General features: G+C 67.9%; 12 protein-coding genes and 1 tRNA gene. 11 read left to right on the top strand and 2 right to left on the bottom strand.

All coding sequences use genetic code 11. The annotated features are described in order from the left end of the window. Positions 1-47: 47 nt before the first annotated feature. Complete coding sequence (locus tag LOK44_RS04395; RefSeq protein ID WP_237568799.1) at positions 48-776, top strand: VIT1/CCC1 transporter family protein; 729 nt, start codon at positions 48-50, stop codon at positions 774-776. A 7-nt stretch (positions 777-783) separates the two neighbouring features. On the opposite strand, the gene LOK44_RS04390 is transcribed toward LOK44_RS04395, so the two are convergent. Both LOK44_RS04390 and LOK44_RS04385 read right to left on the bottom strand, forming a co-directional pair. Further along, positions 784-2,028, bottom strand: a complete 1,245-nt coding sequence (locus tag LOK44_RS04390) for an MFS transporter (protein WP_237568798.1) — start codon at positions 2,026-2,028, stop codon at positions 784-786. Between the two features lie 41 nt (positions 2,029-2,069). Then, positions 2,070-2,513 carry a MarR family winged helix-turn-helix transcriptional regulator gene (locus tag LOK44_RS04385; protein WP_237568797.1) on the bottom strand — a complete coding sequence of 148 codons (444 nt, stop codon included), beginning with the start codon at positions 2,511-2,513 and terminating at the stop codon, positions 2,070-2,072. 105 nt (positions 2,514-2,618) lie between these two features. Between LOK44_RS04385 and LOK44_RS04380 the strand changes: the two genes are divergently transcribed. From LOK44_RS04380 to LOK44_RS04335, 10 genes are all read left to right on the top strand, one after another. Continuing rightward, positions 2,619-4,673, top strand: a complete 2,055-nt coding sequence (locus LOK44_RS04380; protein ID WP_237568796.1) for an ABC transporter ATP-binding protein — start codon at positions 2,619-2,621, stop codon at positions 4,671-4,673. Next, the gene (locus tag LOK44_RS04375; protein WP_237568795.1) at positions 4,670-5,500 is read left to right on the top strand and encodes a CbiQ family ECF transporter T component; all 831 of its coding nucleotides are present in this window, start codon (positions 4,670-4,672) and stop codon (positions 5,498-5,500) included. The genes LOK44_RS04380 and LOK44_RS04375 overlap by 4 nt, the downstream gene beginning before the upstream one ends. Positions 5,501-5,544: 44 nt before the next feature. Next, a complete protein-coding gene (locus LOK44_RS04370) occupies positions 5,545-7,062 on the top strand; it encodes a TldD/PmbA family protein (protein WP_237568794.1) in 1,518 nt (505 codons plus the stop codon). Between the two features lie 64 nt (positions 7,063-7,126). Beyond that, positions 7,127-8,497 carry a metallopeptidase TldD-related protein gene (locus LOK44_RS04365; RefSeq protein WP_237568793.1) on the top strand — a complete coding sequence of 457 codons (1,371 nt, stop codon included), beginning with the start codon at positions 7,127-7,129 and terminating at the stop codon, positions 8,495-8,497. 7 nt (positions 8,498-8,504) lie between these two features. Next, entirely contained in the window at positions 8,505-9,338 is an 834-nt protein-coding gene (locus LOK44_RS04360; protein ID WP_237568792.1) for a carboxymuconolactone decarboxylase family protein, read from the top strand. 487 nt (positions 9,339-9,825) lie between these two features. Next, on the top strand, positions 9,826-12,309 hold the full coding sequence (locus LOK44_RS04355; protein WP_237568791.1) for an alpha/beta hydrolase family protein: 2,484 nt from the start codon (positions 9,826-9,828) through the stop codon (positions 12,307-12,309). Positions 12,310-12,452: 143 nt separating this feature from the next. After that, a tRNA-Ile gene (locus LOK44_RS04350) sits at positions 12,453-12,526 on the top strand. A gap of 181 nt (positions 12,527-12,707) precedes the next feature. Next, the gene (locus LOK44_RS04345) at positions 12,708-14,252 is read left to right on the top strand and encodes an arylsulfatase (protein ID WP_237568790.1); all 1,545 of its coding nucleotides are present in this window, start codon (positions 12,708-12,710) and stop codon (positions 14,250-14,252) included. Continuing rightward, the gene (locus LOK44_RS04340; protein ID WP_237568789.1) at positions 14,252-15,169 is read left to right on the top strand and encodes an HAD family hydrolase; all 918 of its coding nucleotides are present in this window, start codon (positions 14,252-14,254) and stop codon (positions 15,167-15,169) included. Before LOK44_RS04345 ends, LOK44_RS04340 begins: the two co-directional genes overlap by 1 nt. Then, complete coding sequence (locus LOK44_RS04335; protein WP_237568788.1) at positions 15,162-16,046, top strand: formylglycine-generating enzyme family protein; 885 nt, start codon at positions 15,162-15,164, stop codon at positions 16,044-16,046. The genes LOK44_RS04340 and LOK44_RS04335 overlap by 8 nt, the downstream gene beginning before the upstream one ends. Positions 16,047-16,104: the final 58 nt, after the last annotated feature.

Genomic DNA, 16,104 nt, shown 5'->3' with positions numbered 1-16,104 from the left:
GGAGCCTCATCGAATCGTCACATCGGAGTGAGAGTTGAATCTCCGTCATGACCGAACCGGACGGCCCGCCTGCCGAAGGCCTGCCAGATCAGATCGACCATACGCACTCCAACGTGTCGGGTGGCTGGCTGCGCGCGGCGACGTTCGGGGCGATGGACGGCTTGGTGAGCAACACCGCGCTCATTGCCGGCGTCGCCGCCAGCGCCAGCGCCCAGACCGTCGTGGTGTCCGGCGTCGCGGGCTTGCTTGCGGGCGCGTTCTCGATGGGGCTCGGTGAGTACACCTCGGTGACTACGGCCAACGAGCAAGTCGAGGCGGAGGTGCGCGTGGAACGCCGAGCCTTCCGCAAGCACCCTCAGGCCGAGCGAGCCGAGCTGGTCGGGATGTTGATGGCGATGGGCATGACGAAGGACACCGCCACCAAGGCCACCGACGAGATCCACCGCGACGAGACCCAGGCGCTGAACTTTCACCTCGTTCAGGAACTCGGCGTCGATCCCCGGGAGAAGCCGTCGCCGTGGGTGGCGGCGGGGTCGTCGTTCCTGATGTTCTCGATCGGCGCGATCGTCCCGCTGATCCCGTACCTGCTGGGCTTCGGCTCGCTGTGGCTCGGGTTGGCGTGTGGCGGCATCGGTCTGCTGCTGGCAGGCGGTGTCGCCGCGAGCTTCACCCGCAAGGGCATCGTCGTGGGGTCGCTGCGGCAGTTGGCTTTCGGTGCGATCGCCATCGCGGCCACCTACGTGGTCGGCACGCTCATCGGCACCACCGTCACCTAGCCGGGGGTCAGTCGCTGCCGACCGTCACCGCCGTGGCCTCGTCGAGCGCCTGGTCCTCGGGATCCTCGTCCGCGTCGACCCCTGCCAGGTGTCCGCGGGTGGCGAACAGGACGACCGCGGCGAGGAGCACGGCCCCGGCGCCCACCCAGAAGGGCAGGTGCACGCTGATCTGCTCGCCCAATACGCCTGCGAGCCACGGGGCCACCGCCGCTCCGCCGAACCGCATGAAGCTGTAGGCCGCCGACGCCACGCCACGCTCTACGGGTTGGATTCCCCGGGTCGCTGCGCTCCTGCACGACGGGGCCGCCTTCATCACAGTCTCCGTGATCAGCGTGTTGTTGACGCCGATGAACAGCCCGGCGATCACCACGCAGGTGGCCAGCACGGCCTTGGAATCGGTGCCGAGCGCCATCACGACCAGAGTCAGGCTGAAGAACAGCAGGTTGACGATCAACACCCGGATGGTGCCGAACCCGTGTTGCAGGCGCGGCGCGACCACCACCGAGGTGAAGGCCAAGGCGACGCCCCAGCCGAAGAAGATCAACCCGATCTGGTGAGCCGACATGTCGAGCGGAAACGGCGTGAACGCCAGCAGCGTGAAGAAGCCGAAGTTGTACAGCAGCGCGGTAACCCCGACGCCGAACAGACCGCGGTGCCGCAGCGCGCGGAACGGGTCGGCCAGCGTCGTCGCCCGTTGTGGCCGTGGGGTTTCGGGCAGCAGGAACGTCGTGATGACCAACGCCAGCGCCATGAGGACGGACACGCCGAAGAACGGTCCACGCCAGGAGATCGAGCCGAGGACGCCGCCGACGAGCGGCCCGACCGCGATGCCGAGGCCCAGTGCCGCCTCGTACAGGATGATCGCCTGCGCCACGGAACCCCGTGCCGAGTTGACGATGGTGGCCAGCGCCGTCGCAATGAAGAGCGCGTTCCCGAGGCCCCACAGGGCCCGCCATCCGACGATCTCCATGACGCTGCCCGACATGCCCGCCAGGCCGGCGCCCGCGATGATGATCGCCAGGCCCAGCAGCAGCGTCCGCTTCGGGCCGATCCGACTCGACACCACTCCCGTGATGAGCATCGCCACGCCCATCACCGCCATGTAGCTGGTGAAGAGCAGCGATACCTGCGACGGCGATGCGTCGAGGTTGTCGGCGATGGGCTTCAGGATCGGGTCGACGAGTCCGATGCCCATGAAGGCGACGACGGAAGCGAACGCGACGGCCCAGACGGCCTTGGGTTGGCGCCACATCGGGCGGGTCCTCCTCGTGGTTGAACGCGAAATGCGTGGTGTCAGTGGTTCTGCGCGTCCTCGAGCAGGGCGCGCATGACCCGCACCGCGTCGGCCAGGGTCTGGCGGTCGGCGTCGTCGAGGCGGGAGAGGTAGGGGTCGATGACCGCGCCGCGGTCTGCCCGCACCGCGGCCAGCGCCTCGATGCCCTCGGGCGTGATGCTGATCAACACGGCACGTGCGTCGGCCGGGTCGGTGATGCGGGAGACCAGGCCCGCGTCCTCGAGTCGCCGCACCTGGGTGGTCATGGTGGGCTGAGAGCAATGGTCGAGCGCTGCCAGATCCGATATGCGGGCGGCGCCCTGGTCTTCGATGACGGCCAGCAACCGCGCCTGGGCGAACGGAAGCGCGAGACGAACCCTCTGGTTGGCCAGCCGGTTGATCCGGGCGACGACGGACAGCAGATCCGACGACAGTGTCGTATCGGCCGAGGCGTTGGGGGTCATGCCACCAATGATACATAGGCATTCTATGTAGAGCACGTCGGTGCGAGTGTCCATCCTCACAGCCTGCTGAAGTGGGCGTCTCCGCACGACTGGCAGAATCGAGCAATGGCTCTGACCGGCGCGCACGACACTCGACGTGCCGGGTCCCTGCGTCCCGCCGAACTGGCCCACGCCGCCGTCATGGCCGCGCTGTGCGCCGCCACGGCGATCATCGCAGTGGTCGTGCCGTTCGCAGCGGGCCTCTCGCTGCTGGGCACGGTTCCGATGGGCCTGCTCGCCTACCGCTACCGCCTGCGGGTGCTGCTGGCGGCCACCGTCGCCGGCGCCGTCATCGCGTTCCTCATCGCTGGAATGGGTGGGGCCATGACGGTGATCAACTGCGCCTACATCGGCGGACTGACCGGCATCGTCAAGCGCCGCGGACGTGGCACCCCGACGGTCGCCGTTGCGGCGGTCGTCGCGGGAGTGGCCTTCGGCCTCGCCGCCGCGGGTGCACTCGCCGTGCTGGTGCGCTTGCGCACGCTGATCTTCGAGACGATGACCGCCAACGTCACGGGGACCGCGCGCATCCTCGAGCGCATCCCGGGCCTGGAGCCCTTCGCCCAGCGCATGCGCGACGACTTCGCCAACCTGCTCAGCTACTGGCCGCTGCTGATCATCGCGTCGGGCATCGCCAGCATCACCTTCGTCAGCCTGGTCGGGTGGTGGGCATTGTCACGCGTGCTCGGCCGGTTGTTCGGCGTTCCCGACGTCCACAAGCTCGACGCCCCCGATCCCTCGGAGCCGCCCGCCGACCCGGTGCCCACGCGACTGCGCGACGTGCGCTTCCGGTATCCCGAAACCAACCACGATGCGTTCGGCCCGGCATCCCTCGACGTGGAGGCGGGCGAGCACCTCGCGATCACCGGCGCCAACGGCTCGGGCAAGACCACGCTCATGCTGATGCTCGCCGGAAGGGAGCCGACGGCCGGCACCATCGACCGGCCCGGCGGGGTCGGGCTGGGCCGCGTGGGCGGCACCGCGGTCGTCATGCAGCATCCGGAGAGTCAGGTGCTCGGCACTCGCGTGGCCGACGACGTGGTGTGGGGACTGCCCGCGGGCACGCACGTCGACGTGGACCGGCTGCTGGACGAGGTCGGTCTCGACGGTCTCGCCGAACGCGACACCGGTGGACTGTCGGGCGGCGAACTCCAGCGCCTCGCCGTGGCAGGCGCGCTGGCCCGCGAACCGAGACTCCTCATCGCCGACGAGGTGACCAGCATGGTCGACCAGCAGGGCCGAGATGCGCTGATCTCGGTACTCGGCGGCCTGACCGGGCGGCACCAGATGTCCCTGGTGCACATCACGCACTACAACGACGAGGCGGACTCCGCCGACCGGACCGTCGACCTGACCGGAAACGGAGGCTCGGCCGACAACGTCGAGATGGTGTCGAGCGCACCGGTACCCGAGGCCAGCGTGGTCGCCCATCCGGCGGGTACGCCGCTGCTCGAATTGCGCGGTGTCGGACACGAGTACGGCAGCGGGACGCCGTGGGCGTCGACCGCCCTGCGCGACGTCGACTTCGTCGTCAACGAGGGCGATGGACTGCTCATCCACGGACTCAACGGGTCGGGCAAGTCGACGCTGGCGTGGATCATGGCGGGCCTGCAGGTACCCACTACCGGCGAGTGCCTGCTGGACGGCACGCCCGTCTCCGATCAGGTCGGTGCCGTCGCGATCTCGTTCCAGGCCGCGCGGCTGCAGTTGATGCGGGGCCGCGTCGACCTGGAGATCGCCTCGAGCGCGGGGTTCGACTACCACGACCACTCCCAGGTGGTGCGTGCGCTGGCGATGGTCGGGTTGGACGCAGGGCTCGGGCTGCGCCGCATCGACCAGCTCAGTGGCGGGCAGATGCGCCGCGTCGTGCTGGCCGGGCTGCTGGCACGCAAGCCAAGGGCGATCATCCTCGACGAGCCGCTGGCCGGCCTCGACGCAGCCAGCCAGCGCGGTCTGCTGTCGGTGCTCGAGGACCTCCGCCGCAACACCGGGCTGACCGTCGTCGTGATCTCGCACGACTTCTCCGGCCTCGAGGGACTGTGTCCCCGCACGCTGCATCTCGAGAAGGGTGTCATCGCGCCCGCCCCGAGTGCCGCGTCATCGACGGGAGGCGGATCGTGAGCGCGTCGGCGAAGAAGCAGCGGCGGCCGGTCGTCCTGCTGCGTCCGGTGCCGGGCCCCTCGGTGGTGCACGACCTCTGGGCGGGAACCAAGCTCCTCGTCGTCGCGGGCATCGGCGTCCTGATGACGTTCTACCCGGGCTGGGTGCCAATCGGGCTGGTCGCGCTGCTGGTGTTCGTGACGGCGAAGCTGGCGCACGTTCCGTGGGGGGCGCTGCCGTCCGTTCCGCGGGTGCTGTGGTTCCTGCTGTTCCTCGGTGGGTTCACGGCGTTCTTCGCCGCGGGGCCGCCGGAGGTCACGGTCGGTTCGGTCACCCTGGGTCTCGGTGGCGTGCTGAACTTCCTTCAGCTCACTGCCTTGTCGCTGGTACTTCTCGGCCTCGGCGCCCTGGTGTCGTGGACGACCAACGTCGCGGAGATCGCGCCTGCCGTAGCGAAACTCGGTCGGCCGCTGCGAGCCATGCGGGTGCCGGTCGACGACTGGGCGGTCGCACTCTCGTTGGCACTGCGCGCGTTTCCCATGCTGATCGACGAGTTCCGCGTGCTGTTCGCCGCTCGACGGCTGCGCCCGCGCGATCAGATCGACGGACCCCGGCTGCGGCGCTGGGGGATCGAAGTGGTCGACCTGCTGGCGGCCGCGATCACCGTGGCGCTGCGCCGCGCGGACGAGATGGGCGACGCCATCACCGCACGCGGTGGCACGGGGCAGATCTCGGCGCAGCCGTCGGGTCCGAAGCTGCGCGACTGGGTGGCGATCGGGATCGTCGCTGCGCTGAGCGCAGTGTCGCTCTACGTGGAACTGCTGACACCGCTCGCGACCAGCACCTAGCGCTCGTCCGCCGCTACGGCACCGGATGCCATTACGGTGTAGTCGTGACAGCGCACCGCCGTGTGGATCCAGACTTCCTCGCGCTGCCCCGGCTGCAACTCGCCGATGCCGCGCTGACCGCGGCCCGCGCCGCCGGTGCCAGCTACGCCGACCTCCGCATTCACCGCATCACCACCGAGATCATCCAATTGCGCGACGGTGAACTCGAGACGTCGGTGATCTCGCGCGAATTGGGCCTCGCGGTGCGGGTCATCGTCGACGGCACGTGGGGGTTCGCGTCGCACGCCGAGCTGGCGCCGCGGGTTGCCGCCGACACCGCGCGGCGTGCGGTCGCCGTTGCGACGACGCTCGCGCCGCTCAACGCAGAACGCATCGAGCTGGCCGATGAACCCGTGTACGCCAACGCGACCTGGGTGTCGGACTACGACGTCGACCCGTTCGCCGTGACCACGGCCGAGAAGATCGGCGTGCTCGACGAGTACTCGGGCCGGTTGCTGGCGGCCGACGGTGTCGACCACGTGTCGGCGAGCCTGTACGCCGCCAAGGAGCAGACCTTCTACGCCGACACCTTCGGGTCGTCGATCACCCAGCAGCGCGTGCGGGTCCAGCCCACCATCGAGGCCGTCTCGGTGGACCCGGCCGCTGGCTCGTTCGAGTCGATGCGCTCGCTGGCCAAGCCGACCGCGCGGGGGTGGGAAGCGGTAGCCGGCGACGAGGTGTGGGACTGGAGTGCTGAACTCGCCGAACTGCCCACGCTGCTCGCAGAGAAGGTCAAGGCGCCGGGAGTGGTTGCCGGACCGACCGATCTGGTGATCGACCCGTCGAACCTGTGGTTGACGATCCACGAATCCATCGGCCACGCCACCGAGTACGACCGGGCGATCGGGTACGAGGCGGCGTATGCGGGCACCTCGTTCGCGACTCCGGACAAGCTCGGCAGCATGAAGTACGGATCGCCGGTGATGAACGTGACCGCCGACCGCACCGTCGATCACGGCCTGGCGACCATCGGCTACGACGACGAAGGCGTCCAGGCGCAGAGCTGGGATCTGGTGCGCGAGGGCATCTTCGTCGGCTACCAGCTCGACCGCGTGTTCGCGCGCCGGCTCGGCGTCGCGCGGTCCAACGGCTGCTCCTACGCCGACTCGCCGCACCACGTTCCCATTCAGCGGATGGCCAACGTGTCGCTGCAGCCCGCTGCCGACGACGTCACCACCGAAGACCTCATTTCGCGGGTTTCCGACGGCATCTACGTGGTGGGCGACAAGTCTTGGTCGATCGACATGCAGCGCTACAACTTTCAGTTCACCGGGCAGCGCTTCTTCCGCATCCGGGACGGGCGGCTGGACGGACAGCTCCGCGACGTCGCCTACCAGGCCACCACCACGGACTTCTGGGGGGCGATGGAAGCCGTCGGCGGAGCGTCCACCTGGCAACTCGGCGGCGCATTCAACTGCGGCAAGGCCCAGCCCGGCCAGGTCGCCGCCGTCAGCCACGGCTGCCCGTCGGCGCTGTTCCGCGGGATCAACGTGCTGAACACGCGTGAGGAGTCGGGCCGCTGATGAGCGCCAGCGAAGAAGAGTCAGCGCTGATGAGCGCCAGCGAAGAAGTGAAGTGGAGCCAACGATGATCGGCGCACCGCGGGTGGTGGAACTGGCTCTGGCAGAGGCGAAGCGGCGCGGCGGGGCCGACGAGACCATCGTCCTGGTCACCGACCGGTCGACCGCCTCACTGCGGTGGGCGGGAAACTCGATGACCACCAACGGCGAGTCGCTCGGACGCGACACCACCGTGATCTCGATCGTCCGCCGCGGTGACGCAGCGTTCGTCGGCTCGGTGAAGTCCAGCGAGGTCGACCCGAATGCCGTCGCACCGTTGGTGGCGGCCTCACAGGCGGCGGCCGCGGCGGCGCCCGAGGCACGTGATTCTGCACCGGCATTGGCGGCCACGCCGGCTCCCGGCGATTGGCACGATCCGGTACCGACGACTGGTGCCACGGTGTTCGGCGGCGTGGCGCAAGGCCTGACGCGCGGGTTCCGCGGTGCCGACACCCTTTACGGCTTCGCCAGGCACGAACTCGAGACGACGTTCGTCGCCACGTCGAACGGTCTGCGGCGCAGGCACACTCAGCCGACCGGCACCGTGGAGATCAACGCCAAGCGGTCCGGCGGCAGTGCGTGGGCCGGCGTCAGCACGCCTGACTTCGTCGACGTCCCAACGGATTCGATGCTGGACGACCTAGCGATCAGGCTCGGCTGGTCGGAGCGCACGGTGGAGCTGCCCGCGGGGCGGTACGAGACGCTGATGCCCCCCTCGACCGTCTCGGACATGATGATCTACCTGGCGTGGAGCATGGACGGCCGCGGCGCGCAGGAAGGTCGCACGGCGTTGTCCGCACCCGGGGGCACGCGGTTGGGGGAGCGCCTCGGTGACCTCGGCCTGACCCTCTACTCCGACCCGGATGCGGGGGGCCTGCAGTGCTCGCCGTTCGTAGCGGCCACGAGTTCGTCAGAGCGGGCGTCGGTCTTCGACAACGGCATGGACATCGGTCGCGTCGACTGGTTGCGCGACGGTGCTGTGAACGCACTGGCCTACCCGCGGGCCGCGGCGGCCGAGTTCGGCGTACCGGTGACGGTGGCCGCCGACAACCTGCTGATGACGGGCGGGACGGCGAGTCTGGCGGACATGGTGGCGAGCACGGAGCGGGGGCTGTTGCTCACCACGCTGTGGTACATGCGGGAGGTCGATCCCACCGTCCTGCTGCTCACGGGTTTGACCCGCGACGGCGTGTACCTGGTGGAAGACGGCGAGGTCACCGCCGCCGTCAACAACTTCCGCTTCAACGAGAGCCCGTTGGACCTGCTTCGGCGCGCGACCGAGGCGGGCGTCAGCGAGGTGACCCTGCCGCGCGAGTGGGGTGACTGGGCGACGCGGGCGGCCATGCCGTCGCTCCGGATTCCCGACTTTCACATGTCATCGGTGAGCCAGGCGCAATAATCGCGACATGGACTCGGGCCTTCCGGAAGCGCCGTACGACCTGCTGACACGGATGATCGTGGTGTCGCCGAACGCCCTCGGCCCGGTCAATGCGCTGGTTCGTCGGGTGTGCGCAGACACCATGTCGCTGCCGGCCCTACCGTCGGACTCGGCCGCATCCGACGACGCCGCGGTTCGCGACTTCGCCGAGCAGTTCGCGGCCGACGTGTCGTCGATGAGCGACGCCCAGCGGGGTGCCTTCCTGGCGGCCACTGGCAACGACGCGTTCACGGTGACGGCATGTGTGTTCATCGCCGACTTCGTACCGAGGGTGTCGGCCGGTCTGTCGGCGCTGGGCCTGCCCGCCATCCCGGAACCGGCCGGCCGGGACCACGACGAAGAGCCGATCGACTTGGTGCTCAACCGCTTTGCGCCAATGGTCGGTGCGATGCGGGCGTTGGATCCCGTGACCACCGAGGTGGTGCGGTTGCGCGGTGCCGTTCAGCATGCGTGCCGACTGTGCAAGTCGCTGCGCGAGGGTGCGGCGCTCGATGCCGGTGGTACTGAGTCGATGTACGACGACATCGAGAGTTACGACACCTCCGAACTGCTCGAGGAGCGGCACAGGGCGGCACTGCGTTTCGTCGACGCATTGACATGGACGCCCTCGCGCATCCAACCCGACGTGGCTGCCGGGGTGCACGAGCACTTCACTGCCGGCGAGGCGCTCGAGCTGACACTGGACGTAATGCGCAACGCCGCCAACAAGATTGCCGTCGCGCTGGCGGCCGACGCGCCCCGCGTCGCCGAGGGCACCGAGCGGTACCTGTTGGGAACCGACGGCCAGCCGGTGTACGCCTGAACGGCGCTTCGCCACTCAGACTCTCTCTGCCGCAACGGTAGTCGACCATCAGGTCGATGCCGTCGGCGCCACGCACTGACCTACTCAGTTGGCCGGCGCGACCGGGCTCTCGCCATGCGGTGCCTCGATGGTGCTGACGTGACGAACAGCTAATCGACGTCCCCGAGTCGACAGCGATGGGCGCGCGCTCGGAGTTCTCGATCGAGCATCTGAGGTGACGGTGTTGCGATCATTGCTGAACGTCGATGTTGAGTTCACTCACGACGCCTGAGCGGCGGTTCATTCGCTGGCTTTGAACGGAGAGATCGTCGGATCACCGCTGATCAAGCCGTATTTCAAGATCGCAGGAAAGTTCGAACGGAATGTTGCGTTTTGATTGCCGGACGATGTTTGCGGTGTTAGCCTCATCGCACAAGGTTCCTGGGGAGGAAACATCATGGGGAAACATCGTCAAAAAGCCGTGCGTCGATCGCTGCGCAAAGCAGCAATGATCAGTGCCGTAACTACGACCACGGCTGCGCTCACGGTCGGGTTGACCGCGCCAACGGCCACGGCCGCCACGCTGCCGTCGCCCGCCTACTCGCATCAGGACGTAGCGCTCGCAGCGGCCACCTTCCCGACCTTCGCCGATGCGCTCGCCGCGCTCGGCATAGACGTGCCGTCGCTCGATCAGTTGATCCCGATCCCGACGACCATTCCCATTCCCGGCGGCGACCCGATCGACCTGCCGGTCAAGGTCATCACGACCGGCCCGCCCTTCGGCGCGCTCGGCATCCTCGGCCTCAACCCGACGTGGGTGCCTGCGTTCCCGAGCGAGATCGCCAACGCGATCAACACGACGCCCTACGGAGGGATCGACACCGACATCTCGATTCCGGTGTCCGTGCCGAACCCGCTGTACCAACCGGCATACAACGCCGCTTACGGCTTGGCGACCCTGCCGAAGTTCCTCGGTGGAGGTGGATGTTCAGCCAGCAACACGGCATGCCGAACGACCTTCGCGCTCAACGCAGTGAAGAACATTCCGCAGGTGATCGACGCCAACCCGAGTGTTCCGATCGAGGTGCCGAACCTTCGCGTACCGATCGTGATCGCCTTCGGGCTCGGCTCGCTGGCCACCGGGATGGCCTATCCCGACGTCGTCGCCGACTTGCCGAACCAACCAGGCGGCACCGGAACGGGTGCCGAGCCGGGTACCAGCCTGACCATCCTGCCGATGATCTTGTTGCGGAATCCGGGACGCGCAGACGGTGGTCTCGCCGCACGGTTCGCGCCGCTACTCGATTCCATCCTCGTGGGGCTCGGTCAGAACAGCGTCGTCACTCCTGAAGTGGGCGTCGAGACCGATGGCGGCGCAGTCCTGGTACCGATCAAGGTCGACGCCACGGTGGAGTACGACCCACTGTCCGACTTTGCGGCATGGCCGAACCCGTTCACTCTGGCCAACAACGGGGCAGCGCTTCTCTTCCCGAGCTACATCTTGAGGGGGTCGGACATCACCGGCGCGCTGCCTCAGGTACTGGAGCCAGTTCTTGCCAGCGTGTTGGGCAACGCGGTGTCCGCGGCCATCGGCGACGGTCTCACGGCCAGCGGAATTCCGATCATCGGCAGCCTGCCTCTGCCGCGGTCCGTCCTGGTGCCGCTCGTCAACTCGCTTCTGGGTACGGACATCTCGCCAGGGGACGACTACTACGAGGCGCTCAACCAGTTCCTCACCATCGAGGCCAACGCACTCCCACTGCTGGAGCCGTTCCGGTACCCGACTGACGTCGCCAACCTGTTCACCGGGGGAGCGTTCGGTTTCACCAACCCGTTCGCCGACGCCTTCGAGCCGGCGCTGAAGCTCCTGGTGAACCTCGGCTACACCAACGTCACGCAGGACATGACGAACCCGCTCGACCCCTACCCCCGCGACTTCTCGGGCAACTTCGGTAGCGAGTTCGCACCGTTCCTCAGCTTCCCCGACGTGGACTACGGCCGGGTGCCCGGGGATCTGCTCACGGCGCTCGTGGCGGGCACGCAGAGCGCATTCTTCAGCGGGGTGCCAGGGGTCCGCGGACCGCTGGCCGGGCCAAATCCGTTGGCGATCATCGCAGGACTCCTGGGACTGCCTACTGGCCCGACCGCACTGCCCGGACTGCTCGACGCCTTCCCCGATCTCGGGAATGTCATCGGTGGCAATCTCGGTCTGCCGCAGGAGAGTCTGGCCACGCTGGCGGCACCTGCCGGAGCTGATTCGGTCGCCCTCGCGGCGGCAGACTCGAACGACCCGCTGGTGCGCTTCGGTGAAGTGGTGGCCAACACCGTCGCCGAGTTCCAGAAGCCCGGTGCGATCGGCTACCAGGACTACACGCCCACCACGGGGCCGGTGGACTCCGCGGCGGACGTCATCGAGGGCCTCGGCGCCTCGGGCCTGCGCCTGCTGGCGTCCCTGGTGCTCGGACCCGCCCGCCTCGCGACTCTCGCCTCGGGCGACCCCGACGCACTGCGGGATCTGATCGAGAACACGATCGACGCTCCGCTGTACGTTGCGGACCCGGCGATCTTCGGGGTGCGGGATGCTCTGCCCTCCGGACTCGCGCCTGGTATCACCAACGTGCGCAACACCGTGCAGGGCGCGTCTGATCAGATCAACGGCGCCGTCCTGCCGAACGTGCCCGACGTGCCGTCAGCGCCGACGGGTGGCGGGGCCGCCAACTCGACCGCCACCGGCACGACGCTGGTGAAGTCGACCGACGCCGACACGACGACCGTGCCGAAGACGCCGGCGAAGAAGCCGGAGTTCAACGTCGTGCGCGACAACCCGATCTCGGGCGCGATCAAGGGCGTTCACGACGGCCTCGCCGAGGCCGGCAAGAACCTGCAGAAGGTGTTCACACCGCCCGCGGCCGAGAAGCCCGAGACCGGAACCTCCACCCCGGCCGACGGAGCGCAGCAGGATGCCGCCGCCGACGGCGGCGATTCCGAGTAGCCCGCACTGCCGGACAAGCCCCCTCGCCGATCAGACGAGGGGGCTTGTCGCGTACCAAAGACCGCGGAGGTGCTGGGGTACGATATTTCCACGACTAGCAGCGTGCTTTGCTGCGCATGTCATCAAGGCAGGCTAGGCGTATCGGGGCGGTAGCTCAGTCGGTCAGAGCTGGGGACTCATAATCCCTAGGTCGCGGGTTCGAGCCCCGCCCGCCCCACTCTGGATTCGTGAACGTCGAGTTTCCGTCGACGTTCGACCCCGAAGCCGGCGAAAAGTCGTCGCTCGCGGGTCCAATGTGTTCCGACTCGAACGTTTCGTGACGATCCGACGATGACGCCCCCGCCAAGATCGGCGGCTGCTTAGGCTCCCTGAAAGGACGCACGGTCGAAGGGACTGCCATGCCTGAAGCCAAGCCGAACATCCTGGTCATCTGGGGTGACGACATCGGCATCTCGAACCTGAGCTGCTACAGCCGCGGGCTCATGGGGTACTTCACGCCGAACATCGACCGCATCGCCGATGAGGGCATGCTCTTCACCGACTCCTACGGCGAGCAGAGCTGCACCGCAGGCCGCTCGTCGTTCATCACCGGCCAGAGCGTCTATCGCACCGGCATGAGCAAGGTCGGCATGCCCGGCATGGACATCGGACTCCAGAAGGGCGATCCGACGATCGCCGAGCTGCTCAAGCCACTGGGCTACGCCACCGGACAGTTCGGCAAGAACCACCTCGGCGATCTGAACAAGTTCCTTCCGACGGTGCATGGCTTCGACGAGTTCTTCGGCAACCTGTACCACCTCAATGCCGAAGAAGAGCCAGAGCACGAGGACTACCCGACGGCCGAGGAGGCGCCGCTGCTGCGCAAGGCGCTGATGCCGCGCGGGGTCATCCACTCCTGGGCCACCGACGAGGAATCCGACGAGGTCGACGAACGCTACGGCCCGGTCGGCAAGCAGCGCATCGAGGACACGGGCCCGCTGACGAAGTTGCGGATGGAGACCATCGATGACGAGACGACCGGTGCCTGCGTCGACTTCATCAAGCGCCAGCACGAGGCGGAGACGCCGTTCTTCGTGTGGATGAACATGACGCACATGCACTTTCGGACGCACACCAAGCCGGAGAGCCGTGGGCAGGCAGGCCGCTGGCAGTCGGAGTACCACGACACGATGATCGACCACGACCGTCACGTCGGAACGCTGCTGGACCTCGTCGACGAACTCGGCATCGCCGAGGACACCATCGTCATCTACTCGACGGACAACGGGCCCCACGCCAACAGCTGGCCCGACGGCGCGACCACCCCGTTCCGCAGCGAGAAGGCCACCAACTGGGAGGGCGCATTCCGCATCCCCGAGATGATTCGGTGGACCGGAAAGATCAAGCCGCGCAGCGTCTCCAACGAGATCGTTCAGCACCACGACTGGCTGCCCACCTTTCTCGCCGCAGCAGGCGAGCCCGACGTCGTCGAGGTACTCAAGTCGGGCAAGACCATTGGCGACACCACCTACAAGGTGCACATCGACGGCTACAACCTGCTGCCCTACCTGACCGGCGAGGTCGACAAGAGCCCGCGCCGCGGGATGATCTACTTCTCCGACGACTGCGACGTGCTCGGCATCCGCGTGGACAACTGGAAGGTCGTCTTCATGGAGCAGCGGTGCCCCGGCACCCTCCAGGTCTGGTTCGAGCCATTCACCCGGCTGCGCGCGCCCAAGCTGTTCAACCTCCGAACCGACCCGTACGAACATGCCGACATCACGTCGAACACTTACTGGGACTGGATGATCGATCGGGTGTACCTGATGTTCTACGCCTCGGCGATCGTCAACCAGTTCCTCGACACGTTCAAGGAATTCCCGCCACGGCAGGACCCGGCGTCGTTCACCATCACCAACGCGGTCGAGGAACTCGAGAAGTTCCTCGCCAGCCGCGGCGGCTGATGCTCGACACCTGGGTCGACGGGCCCGCGAAGTCGGCGATCGTGGACTTCGTGGGTCGCGTCACCGCAGACGGCCCCAACTTCGTCGAACCGCAAGACCGGGTTGCGGTGTTCGACAACGACGGCACGCTGTGGTGTGAGAAGCCGATGTACATCCAGCTGGACTTCATCGTGCGGCGGCTGGCCGCGAAGGCCGCGAGCGATCCCGCGCTGCAAGTCGAGCAGCCGTACCTGGCCGCCATGACGGGCGACCTGAACTGGTTCGGCGGCGCCATCACGATGCACTACCAGGGTGACGACTCCGACTTGAAGACGCTTGCCGGGGCAGTGCTCTCGCTGCACGACTCCATGACCGTCGAGGAGCACGCCGCGTTGGTCAACGGGTTCTTCGCGGAGGCCACCCATCCCACGCTCGGGTGCCCGTACCAACAGTGCGTCTACGTGCCCATGGTGGAGCTGTTGCGCTACCTCGAAGCCCACGACTTCACCTGCTACATCGTCTCGGGCGGCGGTCGTGACTTCATGCGCCCCGTCACCTCGGCGATCTACGGCATCCCACCCGAGCGCGTGGTCGGTAGTGCCCAAGGCTTGAAGTTCGAGGGCGACGACGGGCACGGTGACCTGCTGATCCAACCCGCACTCGACATCTGGGATGACGGGCCCGAGAAGCCGGTACGCATCTGGAACCGCATCGGCAGGCGGCCCATCCTGGCTGCGGGCAACTCCAACGGCGACGACGAGATGCTGATGTACTCCGGCCGGCCCGGGACTGCGGCGCTGCGGTTGCTCGTCGACCACGATGACGGCGAGCGTGAATTCGCCTACACCGCAGGCGCTGAGCGAGCGATGACGCATGCGGGCCAGCACGGGTGGACGGTGATCAGCATGCGGGACGATTGGGTGACGATCTTTGGCTGACGACTTCGCGTGGATTCCCGCCCAGAGTGCGCTGTTGGGCTCCGCCGCGCACTACCCGGAGGAGGGTCCGGTACGCGAGGTCACGGTCGACGGCTTCTGGATGCAGACCCACCAGGTGGTGAACGACGACTTCGCCGCGTTCGTCGACGCGACTGGGTACGTCACCGTCGCCGAGCGGCCGATCGACCCCGCCGACTACCCGGGTGCTCCGGCAGAGAATCTGCAGCCCGGGTCGATGGTCTTCCAGCGCACCCCCGGACCGGTCGATCTGCGACACCTCAGCCAGTGGTGGACGTGGACGCCGGGCGCGTCGTGGCGCCATCCCGTCGGGCCGCTGTCCTCGATCGCCAAGCGCGCTCGCCATCCCGTCGTGCACGTCGCCTACGAGGACGCCGACGCGTACGCCCAGTGGGCGGGGCTGGCGCTGCCCACCGAGGCGGAATGGGAGACCGCTGCCCGCGGCGGCCTGACCGGGGCCACCTACACGTGGGGTGACGAACCCGAGCGGCCGTCCGAACCCCTGGCCAACTACTGGCACGGCGAGTTCCCCTGGCGGCCCCAACCCGGATACGGCCGGACGGCGCCCGTCGGCAGCTTCCCGGCCAACGGCTACGGCCTGTTCGACATGGCGGGCAACGTCTGGGAGTGGACCACCGACTGGTACACCGACACGCCGGGTGGCGGCGGGTGCTGCGAGGCCGACAGCCACGATCCACGTCAGCCGCACCTGCCCCAGGTGCCCCGCCGCGTCGTCAAGGGTGGGTCATTCCTCTGCGCCGACGCGTACTGCCTGCGGTACCGGCCCGCCGCCCGCAGGCCACAGCCGGTGGACACCGGGATGAGCCACGTCGGCTTCCGGTGCGTGCGGCGGCCGTAGCGGGACCGACCATCGCCAACCGCCCCGTCAAGCGTGTCTGACCACCTCGACGGCCTGC

This window comes from Mycolicibacterium lacusdiani, from assembly GCF_021916785.1.
In the GTDB taxonomy this organism is placed as follows: Bacteria; Actinomycetota; Actinomycetes; order Mycobacteriales; family Mycobacteriaceae; genus Mycobacterium; species Mycobacterium lacusdiani.
Note: the sequence above shows the minus strand (reverse complement) of the source record. Positions and strands in the feature narration are given on the sequence as shown.